General features: G+C 71.7%; 21 protein-coding genes. 10 read left to right on the forward strand and 11 right to left on the reverse strand.

Features of this window, described 5'->3' with window-relative positions; translation table 11 throughout:
• Nucleotides 1-17 precede the first annotated feature (17 nt).
• The 4 genes from MMF93_RS10715 (at nt 18) to MMF93_RS10730 (ending at nt 3,338) form a co-directional block, all read left to right on the forward strand.
• Nucleotides 18-1,025 (forward strand): metal ABC transporter substrate-binding protein, encoded by a 1,008-nt coding sequence (locus MMF93_RS10715; RefSeq protein WP_242751006.1) that lies wholly within the window; start codon nt 18-20, stop codon nt 1,023-1,025.
• Between the two features lie 12 nt (nt 1,026-1,037).
• Nucleotides 1,038-1,838 carry a metal ABC transporter ATP-binding protein gene (locus MMF93_RS10720; RefSeq protein ID WP_242751008.1) on the forward strand — a complete coding sequence of 267 codons (801 nt, stop codon included), beginning with the start codon at nt 1,038-1,040 and terminating at the stop codon, nt 1,836-1,838.
• Nucleotides 1,835-2,815, forward strand: a complete 981-nt coding sequence (locus MMF93_RS10725; protein ID WP_242751010.1) for a metal ABC transporter permease — start codon at nt 1,835-1,837, stop codon at nt 2,813-2,815. Before MMF93_RS10720 ends, MMF93_RS10725 begins: the two co-directional genes overlap by 4 nt.
• Before the next feature lie 109 nt (nt 2,816-2,924).
• Entirely contained in the window at nt 2,925-3,338 is a 414-nt protein-coding gene (locus tag MMF93_RS10730) for a Fur family transcriptional regulator (protein WP_242751012.1), read from the forward strand.
• A gap of 86 nt (nt 3,339-3,424) precedes the next feature.
• Here the strand turns inward: MMF93_RS10730 and MMF93_RS10735 are convergent, their stop codons facing one another.
• Nucleotides 3,425-4,195, reverse strand: coding sequence for a TetR/AcrR family transcriptional regulator (locus tag MMF93_RS10735; RefSeq protein ID WP_242751015.1), 771 nt, complete (start codon nt 4,193-4,195; stop codon nt 3,425-3,427).
• A 109-nt stretch (nt 4,196-4,304) separates the two neighbouring features.
• On the opposite strand from MMF93_RS10735, the gene MMF93_RS10740 reads away from it, so the two are divergent.
• Together MMF93_RS10740 and MMF93_RS10745 are read left to right on the forward strand one after the other, a co-directional pair.
• Nucleotides 4,305-5,255 (forward strand): ATP-binding cassette domain-containing protein, encoded by a 951-nt coding sequence (locus tag MMF93_RS10740; protein ID WP_242751017.1) that lies wholly within the window; start codon nt 4,305-4,307, stop codon nt 5,253-5,255.
• Nucleotides 5,248-5,994, forward strand: coding sequence for an ABC transporter permease (locus tag MMF93_RS10745; RefSeq protein WP_242751024.1), 747 nt, complete (start codon nt 5,248-5,250; stop codon nt 5,992-5,994). Before MMF93_RS10740 ends, MMF93_RS10745 begins: the two co-directional genes overlap by 8 nt.
• A 45-nt stretch (nt 5,995-6,039) precedes the next feature.
• Here the strand turns inward: MMF93_RS10745 and MMF93_RS10750 are convergent, their stop codons facing one another.
• Nucleotides 6,040-6,687 (reverse strand): TetR family transcriptional regulator, encoded by a 648-nt coding sequence (locus MMF93_RS10750; RefSeq protein ID WP_242751025.1) that lies wholly within the window; start codon nt 6,685-6,687, stop codon nt 6,040-6,042.
• Between the two features lie 116 nt (nt 6,688-6,803).
• On the opposite strand from MMF93_RS10750, the gene MMF93_RS10755 reads away from it, so the two are divergent.
• Both MMF93_RS10755 and MMF93_RS10760 read left to right on the forward strand, forming a co-directional pair.
• The gene (locus MMF93_RS10755) at nt 6,804-6,965 is read left to right on the forward strand and encodes a hypothetical protein (RefSeq protein WP_181860889.1); all 162 of its coding nucleotides are present in this window, start codon (nt 6,804-6,806) and stop codon (nt 6,963-6,965) included.
• Between the two features lie 83 nt (nt 6,966-7,048).
• Nucleotides 7,049-7,336 carry a DUF4190 domain-containing protein gene (locus tag MMF93_RS10760; protein WP_242751028.1) on the forward strand — a complete coding sequence of 96 codons (288 nt, stop codon included), beginning with the start codon at nt 7,049-7,051 and terminating at the stop codon, nt 7,334-7,336.
• Nucleotides 7,337-7,364: 28 nt separating this feature from the next.
• Here the strand turns inward: MMF93_RS10760 and MMF93_RS10765 are convergent, their stop codons facing one another.
• The 7 genes from MMF93_RS10765 to leuA all read right to left on the reverse strand — a co-directional run bounded on the left by MMF93_RS10765 (nt 7,365) and on the right by leuA (nt 15,496).
• Nucleotides 7,365-8,198, reverse strand: coding sequence for an isoprenyl transferase (locus MMF93_RS10765; protein ID WP_242751031.1), 834 nt, complete (start codon nt 8,196-8,198; stop codon nt 7,365-7,367).
• Between the two features lie 51 nt (nt 8,199-8,249).
• Complete coding sequence (gene recO / locus MMF93_RS10770; protein ID WP_114021914.1) at nt 8,250-9,008, reverse strand: DNA repair protein RecO; 759 nt, start codon at nt 9,006-9,008, stop codon at nt 8,250-8,252.
• Between the two features lie 57 nt (nt 9,009-9,065).
• The gene (locus MMF93_RS10775) at nt 9,066-9,710 is read right to left on the reverse strand and encodes a response regulator (protein WP_242757460.1); all 645 of its coding nucleotides are present in this window, start codon (nt 9,708-9,710) and stop codon (nt 9,066-9,068) included.
• Nucleotides 9,711-9,886: 176 nt separating this feature from the next.
• Complete coding sequence (locus MMF93_RS10780) at nt 9,887-11,179, reverse strand: sensor histidine kinase (protein ID WP_423835591.1); 1,293 nt, start codon at nt 11,177-11,179, stop codon at nt 9,887-9,889.
• Nucleotides 11,180-11,364: 185 nt separating this feature from the next.
• Nucleotides 11,365-12,732 carry a GH1 family beta-glucosidase gene (locus MMF93_RS10785; RefSeq protein ID WP_242751032.1) on the reverse strand — a complete coding sequence of 456 codons (1,368 nt, stop codon included), beginning with the start codon at nt 12,730-12,732 and terminating at the stop codon, nt 11,365-11,367.
• A 100-nt stretch (nt 12,733-12,832) separates the two neighbouring features.
• Entirely contained in the window at nt 12,833-13,501 is a 669-nt protein-coding gene (locus MMF93_RS10790) for a TerB family tellurite resistance protein (RefSeq protein WP_242751035.1), read from the reverse strand.
• Nucleotides 13,502-13,696: 195 nt separating this feature from the next.
• Nucleotides 13,697-15,496 (reverse strand): 2-isopropylmalate synthase, encoded by a 1,800-nt coding sequence (leuA, locus tag MMF93_RS10795; RefSeq protein ID WP_242751038.1) that lies wholly within the window; start codon nt 15,494-15,496, stop codon nt 13,697-13,699.
• Between the two features lie 382 nt (nt 15,497-15,878).
• Here leuA and MMF93_RS10800 point away from each other — a divergent pair, with 382 nt between their 5' ends.
• The gene (locus MMF93_RS10800) at nt 15,879-16,976 is read left to right on the forward strand and encodes a M4 family metallopeptidase (RefSeq protein WP_242751041.1); all 1,098 of its coding nucleotides are present in this window, start codon (nt 15,879-15,881) and stop codon (nt 16,974-16,976) included.
• A 66-nt stretch (nt 16,977-17,042) separates the two neighbouring features.
• Entirely contained in the window at nt 17,043-17,318 is a 276-nt protein-coding gene (locus MMF93_RS10805; protein WP_242751043.1) for a protealysin inhibitor emfourin, read from the forward strand.
• A 42-nt stretch (nt 17,319-17,360) separates the two neighbouring features.
• Here MMF93_RS10805 and MMF93_RS10810 read toward each other — a convergent pair whose 3' ends face one another.
• Both MMF93_RS10810 and MMF93_RS10815 read right to left on the reverse strand, forming a co-directional pair.
• Nucleotides 17,361-18,167, reverse strand: a complete 807-nt coding sequence (locus MMF93_RS10810) for an HAD family acid phosphatase (protein WP_242751046.1) — start codon at nt 18,165-18,167, stop codon at nt 17,361-17,363.
• Nucleotides 18,168-18,783: 616 nt separating this feature from the next.
• Nucleotides 18,784-20,028: an MFS transporter gene (locus MMF93_RS10815; protein ID WP_242751049.1), complete on the reverse strand. Its 1,245-nt coding sequence runs from the start codon at nt 20,026-20,028 to the stop codon at nt 18,784-18,786.
• Nucleotides 20,029-20,041 lie beyond the last annotated feature (13 nt).

Genomic DNA, 20,041 nt, shown 5'->3' on the forward strand with positions numbered 1-20,041 from the left:
TCGTGAAAATGAGTGTCATGAACACCGGTCCTCGTCTCCCCCGCCTCCCTCGCCTCATACGTACCAGCGCCGCTCTCACCGCCCTCGGCGCCGGCTCCCTCACCCTGGCCGCGTGCGGCAGCGGGGCGGGGGACGACGGCAAGGTGCACGTGGCGGCCTCCTTCTATCCGATGGCGTACCTCGCGCAGCAGATCGGCGGGGACCGCGTCGAGGTCGAGAACCTCACCCAGCCCGGCACCGAGCCGCACGACCTGGAGCTGAGCCCGAAGCAGACGGGGCAGCTCAGCGAAGCCGACCTGATCGTCTACCTCAAGGGGCTCCAGCCCGCCGTGGACGAGGCCGTCGAGCAGTCGGGCGTGGAGAACATCGCCGAGGCCACCTCCTTCACCACCCTGGAGAAGCACGGCACCAACGTGCACGGGGAGGAGGGCCACGAGCACGGCGGCGAGGAAGGACACGAGGGCCACGACCACGGCCACGAGGGGCACGACCACGGTGACGAGACCGGCGGAGACCCGCACGTGTGGCTCGACCCCGTCCGCTACGCGGAGGTCGCCGAGGGCGTCGGCAAGCAGCTGCAGAAGGCCGACCCCGACCACAAGGACGAGTACAAGAAGAACACCGAAGCGCTCGTCAAGAAGCTGGGCACGCTGGACGAGGAGTTCAAGGACGGCCTCAAGGGCAAGGAGACCGACACCTTCATCACCACCCACGCCGCCTTCGGCTACCTCGCCGAGCGGTACGGCCTGCACGAGGAGGCCGTGGCCGGCATCGACCCCGAGTCCGAGCCCAGCGCGGCCCGGATGAAGGAGCTGCACGACGTCGCCAAGAAGGACGAGGTGGACACCGTCTTCTTCGAGAACAACGCCAGCGACAAGACCGCCAAGACCCTCGCGGGCGACCTCAACCTGAAGACGGCGGTGCTCAGCCCCCTGGAGAGCGTCAAGAACCCCAAGACACAGGACTACTTCTCCGTGATGCACCAGAACCTGACCGCGCTCAAGACCGCGCTCGGCGCGCAGTGAGGACATGAAGGCATGACGACGAAGCCGACGGCGGACCGCGACAGGCCCGCCATAGCCGACGCCCCGCCCGCCGTGGCACTGCGCGGGGCGACCGCCTCGCTGGGCGGGCGGCCCGTGCTGCGCGGCGTGGACCTGACGGTGGCGCGCGGCGAGACGGTCGCGCTGCTGGGGGCCAACGGCTCGGGCAAGTCCACCACCATCCGCGCCGTCCTCGGCCAGGTGCCGCTCACCGGCGGCACGCTGGAGCTGTTCGGCACCCCCTTCGCCCGCTTCCGCCACTGGCAGCGGCTCGGCTACGTACCGCAGCGCTCCACCGCGGCGGCCGGGGTCCCCGCGACCGTCCGCGAGGTGGTGGCGGCCGGCCGGCTCGCCCGGCGCCGCTTCGGCCCGCTCGGCCGCGAGGACAAGGCCGCCGTGCGGCACGCCCTCGACCAGGTGGGCATGGCCGAGCGGATCAAGGACCCGGTGGACGCGCTCTCCGGCGGCCAGCACCAGCGGGTGCTGATCGCCCGCGCGCTGGCCGCCGAGCCCGAACTGCTGATCATGGACGAGCCGTTGGCCGGTGTGGACGTCGGCAACCAGGAGGCGCTGGCCGACACCCTGCGCAAGCAGGTGGAGGCGGGCACCTCCGTGCTGCTGGTGCTGCACGAGCTGGGCCCGCTCGCGCCGCTCATCGACCGGGCCGTGGTGCTGCGCGACGGACAGGTCGAACGGGTGGAGAACCCCGACCGGCTGCACGACCTGGCCTGCCACCCGCACGGCGCCGAACCCGCCGAGGCCGCACCGAAGATCGAGACGGGGCTGCTCACATGATCGAGATGCTGAACTTCGCCTTCATGCAGCGCGCGCTGCTCGCCGCGCTGCTCGTGGGCATCGCCGCGCCCGCCGTGGGCATCTATCTGGTGCAGCGGCGTCAGGCCATCATGGGCGACGGCATCGGGCACGTCGCGCTGACCGGCGTGGCGCTGGGCTTCCTGCTGAGCGCCAATCCGGTGTGGATGGCCGTGCTCGTCTCCTCGCTGGGCGCGATCGCGATGGAGCTGATCCGCTGGTACGGCAAGGCGCGCGGGGACATCGCGCTGGCCATGCTGTTCTACGGCGGCATGGCGGGCGGCGTCATGATCATCAATCTGGCCCCGAACGGGTCCAACGCCAACCTGACCACGTATTTGTTCGGCTCCATCACCACCGTCTCCGCCGAGGACATCGTCGCCATCGTCGGCCTGTCGGTCTTCGTGCTGCTCGTCTCCCTCGGCCTGCGACGGCAGCTGTTCGCGATCTGCCAGGACGAGGAGTTCGCGCGGGTCACCGGGCTGCCCGTGCGGCTGCTGAACCTGCTGCTGGCCGTGACGGCCGCGGTGACGGTCACCGTGGCGATGCGGGTCGTCGGGCTGCTGCTGGTCAGCGCGTTGATGGTGATTCCGGTGGCCGCCGCGCAGCAGGCCACCCGCGGCTTCGCGGCCACCCTGGGGCTGTCGGTCGGCTTCGGCGTCGTCGTCACCCTCTCGGGGACGGTGACCTCCTACTTCGTCGACGTGCCGCCGGGGGCCAGCATCGTCGTCCTGGCCATCGTCCTGTTCGGCGTCGTCACCGCGCTCGCCGCGCCACTGGCCCGGCGACGCTTCCGGACCACGCATTCCGGGGGCATCGGCGGGAAAGGCTCCCGAGAGGGCCTGAGGGGGGAGGGAGAGGATTCCCTGGAGGCGGACGGCGGTAAGGCCGCCGCCGGCACCCGTGGCGGTGTGCGCACCGACGGCGCGGCCGGCACGGATCGTCCCTCCAGGGTGTAATACCCGCGCTCCGGGTGCGCCTGGCACAATGGGTCGTCGCGAACGCCGTGCAGCATCGGAGTCCCCGCCCGGCGACTCCCCGGAGCCGACGAACGTAAGGAGCCAGAGCGTGACCACCGCAGGTCCCCCTGTACGCGGCCGGTCGACCCGGCAGCGCGCCGCCGTCTCCGCCGCGCTCGCAGAGGTCGAGGAGTTCCGCAGCGCCCAGGAACTGCACGACATGCTCAAGCACCGGGGCGATTCGGTGGGGCTCACCACGGTCTACCGCACGCTCCAGTCCCTCGCCGACGCCGGCGAGGTCGACGTGCTGCGCACGGACGAGGGCGAGGCCGTCTACCGCCGCTGCCACAGCGACGACCACCACCATCACCTGGTCTGCCGTGCCTGCGGCAAGGCCGTCGAGGTCGAGGGCCCCGCCGTCGAGAAGTGGGCCGCCGCCGTGGCCGCCGAGCACGGCTTCGTCGACGTCGGCCACACGGTCGAGATCTTCGGCACCTGCGGGGAGTGCGCCGCGGGACGCTAGCGCGCGGGGCCCGCCACAAGGCGGTAGCGCGCGGGGCCCGCCACAAGGCGGTGGCGCGAGGTGTCCCCCACCGGACGGTGGCGCCGTCAGGCCCGGCGCTCGATGAGGGCCTGCGTCCCGTCCAGGACCATGGCAAGGCCGAACTCGAAGTCGGCGCTGCCCTCGCCCTCCTCCTCGAAGGCCGTCTCCACCTCGCCCGAGGCGAGCATCTCCTTGATGGCGGGGAAGTCACCGGTCGCGGTCAGCTGCGTGAGCAGCCTCCAGTAGCGGGGCTCCAGCTTCTCCCAGTCGGCACCGCCCTCCCCGCCGGCCGACTCGGCGATGTCCGCGAGCAGTGAGACGCTGCTGCGGACGTAGCCGTTGAGCGTGATCAGCACGCCCAGCTTCTCCTCCGCGTCGAGCCCCGTTCCGCGCAGGCACCCCAGCGCCAGCTCCATCCACTCGACGCTGTGGGGGCTCAGCGGAGGGGTGGAGATCGGGATGCGGACCATCCACAGGTGGCGGCCGAGCACGTCGCGGTGCGCGCGGGCCCAGTGCTCCAGTCCGGCGCGCCAGCCCTCCTCGGGCGCGGGCCCCGGCGGCGGGGTGCCTGCCGCTTCGTCCTCCATGAGGATCAGCAGGTCGTTCTTGCCCTCGACGTAGCGGTAGAGCGCCATCGTGGAGACGCCGACCTCGGTGGCGACACGGCTCATGGACACGGCGCCCAGTCCCTCCGCGTCGGCGACCGCGATGGCCGCCCGCACGATCCGCGCCACGTCCAGACCGCGCGCGGGCCCTCTGCCAGGACGCTCGCGCAGGCCCCACGCGGCGGCCACTCCGGCCGGGAGACCGTTCTGCGCGGTCCGCTGCTTCGCCATTCTCCGCCTTCCGCTTGCTTCCCGACCCCCGCACCGTGTATAGCATACGCTGTAACGTATATGGCATACGCAGTAGCGCGTATGGGATACACAAAGAGGGGGGTCTGTCGTGACTGCCACGCATGCACGTCCTGACGCCGACTGGGCGATAGAGGCCCGGGGGCTGAGCAAGGCGTACGGCTCCGTGTCCGTACTGGAAAACCTGGACCTGCGGGTCCCACGCGGCAGCGTCTACGCGCTGCTCGGGCCGAACGGGGCGGGCAAGACCACCACCGTGCGCATCCTCGCCACGCTGACCCGCGCCGACGCGGGACAGGCGCGCGTCGCGGGCCACGACGTGGTCTCCGAGCGGTCGCGGGTGCGCCGCTCCATCAGCCTGACCGGGCAGTACGCGGCGCTCGACGAGGAACAGACAGGGCGGGAGAACCTGCGCATGATGGCGGCGCTGCGCGGCCACTCACGCAGAGCCGCCGCCCACCGCACCGGCCAGCTCCTGGAGCGGTTCGGCCTCACCGAGGCGCAGGACCGCCGGGTCGCCACCTACTCGGGCGGCATGCGCCGGCGGCTGGACATCGCGGCAGGCCTCGTCGGCGACCCGCAGGTGGTCTTCCTCGACGAGCCGACCACGGGGCTCGACCCGCGCAGCCGCCGCACGATGTGGAAAGCGGTCGGAGCGCTCACGGCGGCCGGCGTCACCGTCCTGTTGACCACGCAGTACCTGGAGGAGGCCGACCAACTGGCCGACCGGGTGGCCGTACTCGACCGGGGCCGAGTGAGCGCCGAGGGCACCCCCGCAGAGCTGAAGAAGACCGTCGCGGCCCAGCGCCTCGACCTGACCATGGCGGGCCACGAGGCGTACGAGGCGATGGCCGCGCGGCTGGCCGGGCGGCTGCTGCACAAGGCGCCGGAGGAACTGCTGCTGGGCGTCGCGACGGACGGCAGCGCCGCGCACGTGCGGTCCCTGCTCGACGAACTGGACCCCGCGCGCGCCGAGGTGGAGCGCTTCGCCCTGCACAGCGCCACGCTCGACGACGTCTTCATGGAGCTGACCCATGAGTGAGTACGCCATCCTCGCGAGCCGGTCCATCCGGCTGACCCGCCGCAACCCGGACGCGGTGATCACGGCCCTGGTGCTGCCGGTGCTGCTGATGCTGGTGTTCGTCTACTTCTTCGGCGGCGCCATCGAGACGAGCACCGGCACGTACGTCACCTACGTGGCCCCCGGCGTGCTCATCCTGTGCGCGGGCTATGGCGCGTCCATGACGGCGACCACCGTCACGAACGACATGACAGGCGGCATCATCGACCGCTTCCGCTCCATGGACACCAGCAGCACCGCCGTACTGGCCGGACACGTCGCCGCCAGCGTGGCCCGCAACGCGGCGGCCACGGCCGCCGTTCTGGGCGTCGCCTTCGCCATCGGCTTCCGCCCGCACGCGGACACCGGCCAGTGGCTGGCCGCCGTCTCCATCCTGCTCGCCTACATCACCACCCTCTCCTGGCTCGGCGCGGCGGCGGGGCTCTTGGCCAAGACCCCGGAGGCAGCGGGCGGCTTCACGTTCGTGATGCTCTTCCTGCCCTACCCCAGCAGCGCGTTCGTACCGGTCGAGACGATGCCCGCGTGGCTGCACGGCTTCGCCGAGAACCAGCCGGTGACCCCCGTCATCGAAGCCCTGCGCGCGCTGCTGCTGGACCAGCCGGCCGGCAACAGCCCCTGGCTGGCCCTCGCGTGGTGCGGCGGGCTGCTCGCGGTCGCCCTGCCGGTGTGCGCGGCGCTGTACCGCAGGCGTACCGCCTGACGGGGGCGGCGGCCCGCGCTTGCCAGGGCCCCGGGGGGCGGGGGTTCACGCGCCGGAGGTCTGCCCGGACGCCGTCCAGTGGCGGCGGCCCAGGCTGATGAGATGGAGCTGGCGGCGGGCCGTGTGCGCGACCGCCTCGGGCGCGGGGCCCTCGCCCTGGGCGGCCTCCAGGAACGCGGAGGCCGTCATCACCATGTTGTCGACGTACGTCTCCCCCAGCATGCGCAGGTCCTCGGCGCTCCAGCCGCGGGAGACCTCGTCCTCGGCCAGCAGCCCGGCCACCTCCGCGGCGAAGCGGTCGAGTTCGGCGGCGATGGCGGTGCGGACGGCGGCCACCCCGCCGTGCCGCTCGCTGGCCACGAACCGGATGTGCTCGGGATGCGCCCGCACGTACGCGGCGATGGCGCCGACGAGGTGGTCGATGCGCTCGGCGTCCTCGGTGTGCTCGGTCAGCCCGCTCCGTATCACCTCGTGCAGGCTGCCGAGCGACTCCTCGACGAGGGCGACGCCGAGATCGGAGACGTCGCGGAAGTGCCGGTAGAACGCCGCGGGTGAGATGCCCACGGCCCGGGTGATCTCCCGCAGACCGAGGCTGCTGAGGCTCTGCTCCCTGAGCAGGGCGAGGCCCGCGTCGAGCAGGGCACGGCGCGTCCTGGCCTTCTGGAGGTCCCGTTGCGAGGGGGTGGTGCTCATGGGCTCAGTAAACAGTTGTGTGCCGGGCGCCGCAATGGGGTACTCTCAGACTCAGTGAACAGTTGTCACCACACTTGTTCACTGGAACTTCCGTATCCGTTCGGAGAGAGGGACCCATGCTCTTCCTCGTCGCAGCGTTCCTCCTGCTCGGCGTCCTGGTGGGCCCACCCGCGCACCTGCCGCCGGCCGTGAGCCTGACCGCGGCCGCGGTCATCGCCGCCTGGCTGCTCGTCTTCGCCGTGCGTGAGCGCCACCGCCGCCACAGGCGACACAGCTGAGGCCCCGGGAACCCCGGGCCCAGTAGACACCGGGCCACCGCACCTCGGCCCGAGCCCCGAGAGACCAAGGAGCTGAGCCGACCATGAGCACGACGAGCACCACCCCCCACACACTGACCAAGGGCCGCACCCGCCGGGCCGACGCGAACGACATGGCCGTGGCCTCGTTCGTGCTGGGCCTGGTCGGACTGCTGGTCTTCAACATCGTCCTGGGCCCCTGCGCTCTGGTCCTCGGCGGACTGGCGCTCGCCCGCCACACCAGCAGGCCCCGCCGCGCCCTGCTCGGCCTCGCCCTCGGCGCCGCCGACCTGATCGTGCTGGCCACCCTGGTGACCACGGGCGGCACGGTCTCCTGGAACTTCGCGGGCTAGTCCCCGCCCACGGCTCCCCGCCGCCCGCTCAGGACTTCCCCGACGCGGCCCGTCCGCCCTCGTTCGGCAGGGCGCCGCCGAAGCGGCGGTCGCGCTGGGCGTACTCCAGGCAGGCGGCCCACAGGTCGCGCCGGTCGAAGTCCGGCCACAGCACGTCCTGGTAGACCATCTCCGCGTAGGCGCTCTGCCAGATCAGGTAGTTGGAGGTGCGCTGCTCCCCCGAGGGGCGCAGGAAGAGGTCCACGTCCGGCATGTCGCGGTAGTACAGGTACTTCGCGAACGTCTTCTCGTTGACCTTCGAGGGGTCGAGCCGGCCCGCGGCGACCTCCTCGGCGAGGGCGCGCGCCGCGTCCGCGACCTCGGCGCGGCCGCCGTAGTTGACGCAGAAGTACAGCGTCATCGCGTCGTTGTCCTTGGTCTGCTCCTGGGCGACCTGCAACTCCTGGACGACCGACTTCCACAGCTTCGGCATCCGGCCCACCCAGCGGATGCGGATGCCGAGGGCGTCCATCTCGTCGCGCCGCCGGCGGATCACGTCCCGGTTGAAGTTCATCAAGAAGCGCACCTCTTCCGGTGAACGCTTCCAGTTCTCCGTCGAGAACGCGTACAGCGACAGGTTCTTGACGCCCATCTCCAGGCAGCCCTTGAGGACGTCCATCACGACGCCCTCACCGACCTTGTGCCCCTCCGTGCGCGGCAGACCGCGCTGCTTGGCCCACCGGCCGTTGCCGTCCATGACGACCGCCACATGACCCGGGACGAGCTCACCCGGGATCTTCGGCGGCCTGGCCCCCGACGGATGCGGCTCGGGCGCCTGGTACTCGCGCTGCTGCGACCAGGACAGCATTCCGCGGCGTGCCATTCGGTACTCATCTCCAGCGGGCGGGGCAAGGGACAGCTGACCCGCCCGAGCCTAACCGTTCGACGCCTGCCGCACGTACCGCAAGGAGCGCAGCCCCCGCTCCAGGTGCCAGTGCAGATACGCCGAGACCAGCCCCGAGCCCTCCCGGCAGTGCCGCCGCTCGGCGGCGTCCGCCGTCTCCCAGTCGCCCGTCAGCAGCGCGCCCAGCAGCCGCAGCGCCTCCGGGGACGGCACGACGCTGCCCGGGACGCGGCAGTCGCCGCACACCACGCCGCCCGAGGCCACCGAGAAGAACCGGTTGGGCCCGGGCATCCCGCACTTGGCGCAGTCCGCGAAGCTGGGCGCGTAGCCGCCCATGGCCAGGGAGCGCAGCAGGAAGGCGTCCAGCACCAGGCCCGCGCCGTGCTCGCCGGAGGCGAGGGTGCGCAGCCCGCCGACCAGCAGCAGGTACTGCTGCACGTTCGGCTCGCCCTCGTGGTCGGTGAACCGCTCGGCCGTCTCCAGCATGGCCGTCCCCGCGGTGTAGCGGTCGTAGTCCGCCACGATGCCCCGGCCGTACGGGGCGATCGTCTCCGTCTGGGTGCACAGCGGCAGACCGCGCCCCACCAGATCGCTGCCCCGCGCGAAGAACTGCACGTCCACATGGCTGAACGGCTCCAGCCGCGCCCCGAACTTCGACTTCGTCCGCCGCACCCCGCGCGCCACCGCGCGCACCCGCCCGTGCCCCCGAGTGAGCAACGTGATGATGCGGTCGGCTTCGCCGAGTTTCTGCGTGCGCAGAACGATCCCGTCATCGCGGAACAAGCTCACGCGGCCACCGCCACGTGGGGGGAAGAGCACATGGGGCCATTGTCCCGTACCGGGGTGTCAGTCGGGTGGCTGCGGGGCGGCTCCGGGGGTGACGAGGCCCGATTCATAGGCGACGATCACCAGTTGTGCGCGGTCGCGTACGGAGAGCTTGCCCATGATGCGGCTCACATGGGTCTTGGCCGTCAGCGGCGACAGGGCGAGGGCGTGGGCGATCTCGGCGTTGTTGTGGCCGCGCGCCACCAGGGCGAGGACTTCGCATTCCCGGGCGGAGAGCACGTCCAGTAGGCCGGGGGCGGGCTCGGCGCGCTCCGCACCGGCGCCGGGCTCCGGCGTGCGCAGCACGCGGGCGATCAGCCGTGCCGTGGGTCCCGGGGACAGGAGGGAGTCGCCTGCGGCGACGGTGCGGATCGCGTCGAGCAGCTCGGCGGGCCTGGTGTCCTTGACGAGGAAGGCGGACGCCCCGGCGCGCAGGGCCTCGACGACGTGCTCGTCGGTGTCGTACGTCGTCAGGACGAGGATCTTCACCTGGTCGAGGTCGTCGGCGGCGGCGATCAGCCGGGTGGCCTCGATGCCGTCGAGGTCGGGCATGCGGATGTCCATGACGACCAGGTCGGCGCGTGCCGACCTGGCCAGCGCGACGGCTTCGCGTCCCGTGCCGGCCTCTCCGACGACGGTCATGCCGGGCGCCGAGGCGATGAGCATGGCGAAGGCGGAGCGGACGAGCGTCTGGTCGTCGGCGAGGACGATCCGCAGGGGGGTGTCGGTGCCGCGCGGTGCGCCCGGCGTTCTATCACTCGTCGACGCGCTCGCCGAATCGTTCGACGGCTCGTCCGACGACTCGCTCGACGGCTCGCTCGCCGGGCCCTGGGTCTGGCCGCTCATCGAGGTTCCTTCCTTCCAGGGGCGTCTTCCGTGGACGGAGCGGGGGACGGGACGGGCGTGCGCCGCGCCGGCAGCAGGGCGGTCACCGCGAATCCGGCGCCGCCGGTGCGCGGCCCGGCTTCGAGGGTGCCGCCGACGCTGCGCGCCCGCTCCCGCATGCCGACGATGCCGAACCCTCCCCTCTCCCCCGCCTGCTCGGCGCCGGCTGCCCGGGCGCCTGCGGCGCCGCCGTCGTCGACGACGCTCACCCGCAGCGCGGTGCCGGCGCCCTCCACCGCGGCCCGCACGCCGACCGAGGCCCCGGCGTGACGTACGGCGTTGGTCAGTGCCTCCTGGACGATGCGGTAGGCGGCGGCTCCGACGGCGGGCTCGGGCGCCAGGTCGTGCGCGGCGCGGTCCACGGACAGTTCGACGTGGGCGCCCGCGTCGCACGCCGCCCGCGCCAGGTCGGGCAGTGAGGACAGGCCCGGCAGCGGTTCCCTGCCGTCGGCGTCGCCGGCGCGCAGCACCTCCAGCGTGGTCCGCAGTTCGGTGCGGGCGCCGCGGCAGGTGTCGGAGATGCCGTCGAGCGCTTTGGCGACGGCTTCGCGGTCGAGCCGGCCGGGGTCGGCGACGAGCACGTGTGCGGCCACCGAGGTCTGCACGCCGATCAGGGTGATGCTGTGGGCGAGCAGGTCGTGCAGGTCGCGGGCGATGCGCAGCCGTTCCTGGACGACGCGGCGCGCGGCTTCCTCCTCGCGGGTGCGTTCGGCCCGCTCGGCGCGCTCGACGACGGCGGCGACGTAGTTGCGGTGGATGCGGATGGCTTCACCGACGAGGACGCACACCACCAGCCATCCGGAGGAGCGCAGCATCTCGCCCAGTTGCCGGGTGGCGCCGAGGCTGCCCATCACCGTCGCCATGATGCCGACGAGTACGCCGAGCGTGGTGAAGGTGCGCCACGGGGGTCCGGCCGCGGCCATCGTGTACAGGGCGACGAGGGCTGCGGGCACCGCCGCGTAGTGGGAGAAGTCCTGGGCGTGGTAAGGGCCGACGCACGCGACGATCGCGACGACGGTCAGCCACGGAGCCCTGCGTCTCAGCGCGAGCACGGCGCCGGAGCAGGTGAGCAGCGCCCAGCCCAGCACCGTGGGGGCGCGCCCGTCGGAGGGCGGCGCGGTGGCGGCCATGGCGGTCTGGACCAGGCACATGCCCAGCGCGAGCAGCAGGTCGTTCCGGGCGACGGGCACCGAGGGGCTCCGGGGCCGCAGGAGGCGGTCCATGACGGTGTTCATCGGGTCCCGTGGCATCCGCACACGCCCAATCCTGCGCCGGCGGCGGCGGGTTGAGGCAACCGGGGGGTGCCGTCCGCGGGCCCGGGGCCAGCGGACCCCGCGGATGCGCAGTACCAGGAGGGCGCCGGCGAGGCCGACGGCGGCGGGGCCGGCGGGGCCGCCGACCCCGCCGGAGGGAGGGGGACCTTCACCGGCCGGTCTCACGCCCCGGGGCGCTGTGCGCGCAGCGCGTCCCGCAGCCAGCGGAAGGAGTCCTTGGGGGTGCGCTCACCTGTCGCGTAGTCGACGTGGACGAGCCCGAAGCGCTGCTCGTACCCTTCGGCCCACTCGAAGTTGTCCAGCAGCGACCAGACGAAGTAGCCGCGGACGTCGGCCCCCTCTTCGAGGGCGGCGTGCAGCTCGCGCAGGTGTGCGTCGTGGAAGGCGATCCTGCCGGCGTCGGCCACCGGTTCCGGGTAGGCGCAGCCGTTCTCGGTGACGAGGACGGGAGGCAGCCGCTCGCCGTACCTCTCGCGCAGGGTCCGCAGGGTTTCGCGGAGCCCTTCGGGGACGACGGCCCAGCCGGATCCGGTGCGTTCCCTGCCGGGTATCTCCCTGATGCCGAAGGGGAGTTCGGCGGGCATGCCGATGCCGGCGAACTCGTCCGCCTGGGCGTGCGGGTCGGGGGCGCCCACGAGGGTGGGCTGGTAGTAGTTGACGCCGTACCAGTCCAGGGAGCCGCCGATCAGGCCGAGGTCGTCGGCGACGGGCCCCGGCAGCATGGCGGCCAGCCCTTCGTCGGGGTAGCGGCCCAGCAGCAGCGGTTCGGCGAACAGCAGGTTGGTGAGCAGGTCGTAGAGCGCGGCGGCGCCGGTGTCCTGTTCGCTGGAGGACACCGGCCAGACGGGTCCGTGCGAGTTGGCGACGCCGATCGAGCGCACGCCGCGGGCGCGCAGCGCGCGGGCGGCGAGGCCGTGGCCGAGCAGTTGGTGGTGGGCGGCGGGCAGCGCGTCGAACAGCAGCCTCTTGCCGGGCGCGTGGTCGCCGAGGCCGTAGCCGAGGAGGGTGACCTCGGCGGGTTCGTTGAGCGTGATCCAGCGGGTGACGCGGTCGGCGAGGCGGGCGGCGACCGCGTCGGCGTAGTCGGCGAACCACTGTGCGGTGTCCCGCTCCAGCCAGCCTCCGCGCTCCTCCAGCGGCAGCGGGGTGTCCCAGTGGAAGAGGGTGGGCACCGGCTCGATGCCCGCTTCGCACAGCGCGTCGACGAGCGCGTCGTAGAAGTCGAGTCCGGGCGCGTTGACCTCTCCCCTGCCGGTGGGCAGGACGCGGGGCCAGGAGACGGAGAACCGGTAGGCGCCCACGCCCAGCTCGCGCAGGAGTGCGACGTCCTCGCGCCACCGGTGGTAGTGGTCGGTGGCGACGGCGGCGTCGCCGCCGTCCTTGATCCGGCCCGGCTGCCGCGTGAAGGCGTCCCAGACGGAGGGGCCCCGCCCGTCCGCCTCGACGCCCCCCTCGATCTGGAAGGCGGAGGTCGACGTCCCCCACAGGAACCCGTCGGGGAAGGCAGGCAGCGGCTGATGGCTCGTCATGCGGCCAACTCATCAGCGCGGGCGTGCACCCGTCAATACTCGTGCGTAACAACGGCGTTGGCGTCCCGCTCGGCGGGGCGGACCGCGCCGTGGCGGCGGGTCAGGAGGGGGTGTGCGCCTGGGCGAGCAGCCGGTCCACGTCCTGCGTGGCGATCCGCAGGGCCTGCCCGACGGTGGTCAGCACCTCGCGCTCGGCCGCGCAGTACACCCCGTCGGCGAGCGCGATCCGCGCCCCCTGGAGCAGCAGGCTCTCGCGGCCCGGCACGGCCAGGTGCGGGGCGAGCGGGGCCAGCACCTCGTGCAGCTCGATCTCCCGCGACACCGGGCCGCGCTCGCCTGGACCGCTCTCCTGCGTGAGCGCGGTAAGCAGCGTCATCAGCTCTTCCTCACGGCAGCCGGGGAAGCCGGCCGTGCGCACCGTCTCCACAGCCGTCTCGCGCACCGCACGCGCCTGGGCGCCGCCGGCGGCCAGCACGGCGAGCGCCACGCTGTGCACGGCCTCGCGGAGCATGGTGGCGAGCCGGTCCGTGGTGGGGTGGTCGAGCGCGCCGACGGCGAAGTGGTCGCGGCAGGCGACGCATTCGACGACGGGCCCGGCCGGGCCGCGGGGGATCAGCGGGACGCCCAGGAGTACGAAGCGGCGCCTCCCCGTGCGTCTGCGGTAGCGGCGGTCACCTCCGCAGCCGGGGCAGAAGAAGTCGCCGTCGTCAAGGGTGCGCCAGCTCGTGCGGACCCCTGCGAGACGTACACGGAAGGGTCGTTGGCGCATGGCCTCGCACCTCCATCACGATTCGGCAACGTCGCCGGATGGACGTGATGTTAACCACAGTCGTGCGGCCGAGTCAGCCCCACGGCCGACGATTCGCTTCCGCGTCGCGCATTTCGGCCACCGCCGAGGCGGCGGCCGGCCCCGCCGCCGGGGGCCGACAGGCGGCTCCCAGCAGCGGTTTCGGCCGCTTCACCCTCAGCGGTATGCGCGGTTGACCGCCGAGACGGCTGCCTTGATCGATGCGCGCACGATGTTGGCGTCGATGCCCACGCCCCACAGCACCTGCCCGTCGATGGCGCACTCGATGTAGGCGGCGGCCTGGGCGCCGACGCCCTCGCTCATGGTGTGCTCCACGTAGTCGAGCAGCCGCACGTCCACGTCCAGCGCGTGCAGCGCGTCGAAGAAGGCGGCCAGCGGCCCGTTCCCCGTACCGCTGAGGGTCACGGGCTCACCGTCGACGACGGCTTCGACGGTGAGCGCGTCGGCGCCCTCGCTCGTCGTCGACGTCTGCGCCCCGCGCAGCGCGATGCGGCCCCAGCTCTTCTCGGGCGTGGGCAGGTACTCGTCCTGGAAGGCCGCCCAGATGTCGGCGGAGGTCACCTCGCCGCCGTCCGCGTCGGTCTTCTCCTGGATGATCCGGGAGAACTCCACCTGCATGCGGCGCGGCAGGTCCAGGCTGTGCTCGCCCTTGAGCACGTAGGCGATGCCGCCCTTGCCCGACTGCGAGTTGACCCGGATGACGGCCTCGTAGGAGCGGCCCACGTCCTTGGGGTCGATGGGCAGGTAGGGGACGGCCCACTCGATGTCGTCCACCGTCTTGCCCGCCTTCGCCGCGCGGGCCTCCATGGCCTCGAAGCCCTTCTTGATGGCGTCCTGGTGGGAGCCGGAGAAGGCCGTGTAGACCAGGTCGCCCACGTACGGGTGGCGCGGGTGGACCTCCATCTGGTTGCAGTACTCGTAGGTGCGGCGGATCTCGTCGATCTGCGAGAAGTCGATCATCGGGTCGACGCCCTGGCTGAGCAGGTTCATCCCCAGGGTGACCAGGTCGACGTTGCCGGTGCGCTCGCCCTGCCCGAACAGGCACCCCTCGACGCGGTCGGCGCCCGCCATCACGGCCAGCTCGGCGGCGGCCACGGCGGTGCCGCGGTCGTTGTGCGGGTGCACGGACAGGCAGACGTGCTCGCGCCGCGACAGGTGGCGGCCCATCCACTCGAAGCGGTCGGCGTGGGTGCTGGGCGTGGAGCGCTCGACGGTGGCGGGCAGGTTGAGGATGATCTCGCGGCCCTCCTCCGGCTGCCACACGTCCATCACGCCCTCGCAGACCTCCAGCGCGAAGTCCAGCTCGGTGTCGGTGAAGATCTCCGGGCTGTACTGGTAGCCGAACGCGGTGCGGTCGTCCAGCAGCTTCTCGGCGTACTCCAGCACCAGGCGGGTGCCGTCCACGGCGATCTGCCTGACCTGGTCGCGGCTGCCGCGGAAGACGACCTCGCGGAAGACGGGGGCCGTCGCGTTGTACAGGTGCACGGTGGCGTGGTGGGCGCCCTTGAGCGACTCGACGGTGCGCTCGATCAGCTCCTCGCGGGCCTGGGTGAGGACGGAGATCGTCACGTCCTCGGGGATCGCGTCCTCCTCGATGATGGACCGCACGAAGTCGAAGTCCGTCTGGCCCGAGGAGGGGAACCCGACCTCGATCTCCTTGTAGCCCATGCGCACCAGCAGATCGAACATCTCGCGCTTGCGGGCCGGGGACATCGGGTCGATCAGCGCCTGGTTGCCGTCGCGCAGGTCGGTCGACAGCCAGCGGGGCGCCTTGGTGATCCGGTTGCCCGGCCAGGTGCGGTCGGGGATGTCGACGGCCTCGTACTGCCCGTACCTGTGGACCGGCATCCCGGAGGGGCGCTGGCGTACCGAGGCGGCGGTGATCGGGGTGGCGCGGCTGATGGGGGAACGCGGTGCGCGCTCCGCCTGATTGTCCTGGTCAGCCTGGGATGTCATGACGCGAAGGCTCCTGCGGATGTCTCGCCGCCCGCCGGGTCCGCCGAGGTGATGAGGCTCGGCCGGGGACGCATGCGCGGGCAAGAGGCGAAGGTTTCGTAAGGACCGACGACAGCATCGAACTCCGCGGGGAGGGGGTCGGCCTTGCGGTGGCTACAGACCCTCGCCGCGGCAGCTAAGAAGAAGCAGCCCGAAACGCATGATGTCAGCAGCATAACGGAGGCCCGCCGTGCCGACAGCGGCGTATCACCATGCGGGATACCGGAGTGCGACGGCGAGACAGGCACGAAAGGGACGTTTCAGCATCCCGTTCACCACCGTTTCGCGGGAAATCATGACACCAGTGGTGACAGGATGGTGACTCAGTGCCACATTGCTTTCTATGAAGTCACAACGCGCGCGCTCCCCGCAGTCCCACCCCGTCTTCTGCACGATCGTGCCGCCTCACCTCCTCGACCAGGTATCGAGGCATGGCGACGACCTCTTCTCCCGGCCCGCCCGGCGCACTCTCGAGCGGGACGCGACCCAGCGCACCCGACGCCAGATCACTACCGTGCGTCACGGTCTGCTCGCCGCGGCGCCCGCCCCGGCCGACGTCGACCCCGCCGAGCGGAAGCCGCAACGCACCATCTACGACGCACAGCACACCGAGCAGCTCCCCGGCACCAAGGTCCGCGAGGAGGGCGGCGCGCCCTCCCAGGACGCCTCCGTCAACCGGGCCTACGCCGCGCTGGGCGCCACCTTCGAGCTCTACCTCAGCGTCTACGAGCGCTGGTCCATCGACGGCGCCGGCCTGCCGCTGAACGCCACCGTCCACTACGGCGAGGAGTACAACAACGCCTTCTGGGACGGCGAACAGATGGTCTTCGGCGACGGCGACGGCGAGGTCTTCCGCGACTTCACGCTGCCCGTCGACGTCATCGGCCACGAGCTCACCCACGGAGTGACGCAGTACACCGCCAACCTGGAGTACTTCGGCCAGTCCGGGGCGCTCAACGAGTCGGTCTCCGACGTGTTCGGCTCCCTCATCAAGCAGCACAGCCTCGGCCAGAGCACCCAGGAGGCCGACTGGCTGATCGGCTCGGGGCTGTTCACCGACCAGGTCGAGGGCGAGGCGCTGCGCTCGATGAAGGCCCCCGGCACCGCCTACGACGACGACGTCCTCGGCAAGGACCCGCAGCCGGCGACCATGGACGACTACGTCAACACCAGCTCCGACAACGGCGGCGTGCACATCAACTCCGGCATCCCCAACCACGCCTTCTACAAGCTGGCCGTCGACCTGGGCGGCAACGCCTGGGAGCGGGCCGGACAGATCTGGTACGACACCCTCACCGGCGGCACCCTCCAGGCCGACACCGACTTCGCCGCCTTCGCCAAGGCGACCGCCGAGGCCGCCGAGTCCCGCTACGGCGACGGCAGCGACGAGGTGGAGGCGGTACGCAAGTGCTGGTCCGAGGTGGGTGTGGAAGCAGCGTGACCACGAGTGCGTAAAGCCGGCCGCCCGGCCCTTAACGTGCGGCCGGATGGCCGGGAAGATGGAAGCATGCGTATCACCGTCATCCGCACGGGTGGCTTCGGCGGACTCACCCGCCGGGCCACCCTCGAGACCACCGGACGGCCCGACGCAGACGAGGTCGCGTCCCTGGCCGACCGGGCACTGCGCGAGGGCCTCAGCGAGGCCCCCATGGGGGTGCCCGACGGGTTCCACTACGAGCTCGACGTCGAGGGCGGCGCCCACGGCACCGCCCACTTCGCCGACCCCAAGCTCACCGAGGCGCAGTCCGCGCTGGTGAGAAAGGTCCTCAAGGAAGGAGCGTGACGCCGCGGGCGGGCCGCGGCGGCTCCGGCCACGGGGGCTCCGCTACGGGAGGTAGTACATCGGGTTCGGCAGCTTGACCTCGCGGGCGGCGTGCCCGCCCGCGAGGTCGCTGTACTGGTCCCCGAAGTTGGCCAGGATGTCGTACCCCTGGTCCTCGATGTGGGCGCGGGTGCCCGACTTGTACTCCACCGTCGCGCAGTCGCTCCCGCACTCCAGGTAGGCGGGCGGGTTCTTCTCGTCCTTGAGGAAGAAGTGCTCCTTGTCGACGGGCATGTCATACCCCGCCTTCTCCAGGTTCCGCACGCTCCAGTCCCGCTGGTATTCCGCGCGCCCCGTCACCAGGAAGACCGTGACCCCCTTGCCGTGGGCCCAGTTGACGAACTTCCGCATGCCGAACACCGGCGCCATGTCCTCGGTGCGCAGGTAGTCGTCCTGCGCCTCGGTGCTGAAGTTGTAGCCGATGCGGCGCTCGAAGTTGTAGGTCAGCAGCGTGGTGTCGTCCACGTCCAAGACGATGGCCGGCTTGTTCTTCCCGTGACCGCCGCCATGGCGGTGGTGGCCGTGCCCGGCCAGGTCCCGCTCGATGTCCTTACGGGCCTTCGCCGCGATACCGCGCGTCTGCTTGGCGTAGTTGCTGCGCCCGGAGGCGTAGTGCTCGCCGTCCTCGGTCTCGATGTCGCCGTAGTACGCCTCGATCTTCGTCTTCACCTGGTCGAGGTTGGGGATCTCCTTGTCGCTCCTGGGCACCGCGTGCTCGGCGGTGGCCTGGCCGACCCCGAAGAACGCCGTACCGGCGAGGGCTGCGACGGCCACGAGAGGCAGGACGGTGCGGACGGACCGACGGGACATACCGGCTCCTGAGAAAGCGGGGGCTTGAGGAACCCCGGGAACGTAGCAGTGCCGCGAAGTCGTTATCTACGCGCGGAGATTCAACAGTGGGCAAAAACCGCAGCCCCGCGGGGCGGAACTGCGGGCGACTCGCGGTCCGACTCGGGGCCCGCCCCGCCCCGCCGCGCCGCGCCGCGCGGGCGACGGCGGGATCGCCGGGCGGGACGCCGGGGCTATCCCGGCGGTGACGTGTGCACTGGTCACCGGATCTCAGGGTGCCAGGAGACGTAACGCCGGATGAGGCTGCGGCGGCGACGAGTGGCGGGCGGGTGCGGGTAGGCGGCGGTGAAACTGCGCACGATGATGTCGCCGTCCTGGGAAGCCAGGCGCTCGTGGACGGCAAGCGGCAGGTTCCTCGTGCTGCATGACGCGGTGCTGGGGCCAGCGGGGCGAAGGATTGGTTCGAGGCCGGGATCGCGGGCTGCTCGTCCATGACGAGAGGAGCTGTGGGCGCGGGGTCAAGTAGGGGGGCAGTGCTCACGCGATGTTCTCCTTGCCGGTGGGGTGCCTGGCCGACGCGGACGCGCACCGGTGGGCCGGCGGAGGGCTGCGTGCTTCAGTGGTGAGTTGCGGCGTCTCATGAGTGGCTGCGGGACAGTTCCGGCTCGTGCTGCGACGTCTGCTCGTGTCGGGGAAGCAGGAGCGGTGTGGTCAGGATGAGTAGTCCTGCGACCGTGAGAGCGGTGCGTGGACTGGTGATGTCGGCGAGCAGCCCCGCGAGTGCGGTGAGGACGGCGATGGCCGCCTGCTGCCCGATCGACCAGGCCGACAGGGTGCGCGCGACGAGATGCTTGGGAGTGTGTTCGAGCCGGTAGGTGGCGAGCACCGGGCTGTAGAGGCTCATGCTGGTGATGATCGCCAGCTCGACGGCCATCACGGTAACGAGGCCGACCACGCCGGGACGGACAAAGGCCAGACCGATCAGCCAGATGGCGCGCAGGGTGCCGACTGTCCGGAAGACCCAGTGCCGGCCGAAGCGGGCTACGACACGGCGGGCCAATCGCGAGCCGATGAGTCCTCCGAGGCAGGGGGCGGCGAAGGCAAGGGCGTACTGCCAGGGTGGGAACCCGAGCTGGCGGAGCAGGAGCACGGCCAACAGCGGCTCGGTGGCCATGATCAGACCGGCGACGAGCATGTGGTTGAGGTAGAGCGGCCGCAGACCGGGGTGGCCCAGGATGTGTCGCCAGCCGTCGAGCAGTGCGCCCGCCCGGAGCGGGCTCTTGTCGGTCGTTCGCGGCGCTTCTTCCTGACCGCGGATCGCGGTGATGCCCAGCGCGGAGAGCAGGTAGCTGAGCGCGTCGGCCACCACGGTGGTCACCGGCCCGAACAGGCCGATCGCCGCCCCGCCCAGCGGTGGCCCCACCGCGATGGAGCTCCAGTTCGTGGACTCGAACCGCGCGTTGGCGACGAGCAGGTCGTCCGGCCGCACGAAGGCCTTGAGGTAGGCGCCGCTGGCCGCGTTGAAGGCGATCTTGGCTGCGGCGACCACGGCCGAGACTACGAGCAGTTGGGCGAAACTGAGCCATCCGGAGGCGTAGGCGACGGGGATCGTCGCCATGGCCGCAAACCGGGCCAGGTCCATCGTGATCATGACCGGGCGCTTGCGCCGGAACTCCACCCACGGCGCGAGCGGCACCGCGATCAGCGCACCCACCGCAGGCCCCACCGCGGACAGCGCGGACACCTCAGCGGGTCCGGCGTGCAGCACCAGCACGGCGATCAGCGGCAACGCCCCGAACCCCAGCCCGGACCCATACGCGCTCACCGCATATGACGCCCACAGCCAGCCGAACTTCCGGCCCAACCGTCTCCTGCCCACCATGCTCAGCGCACTC

Source organism: Streptomyces tubbatahanensis, from assembly GCF_022699385.1.
GTDB classification, from domain to species: Bacteria; Actinomycetota; Actinomycetes; order Streptomycetales; family Streptomycetaceae; genus Streptomyces; species Streptomyces diacarni.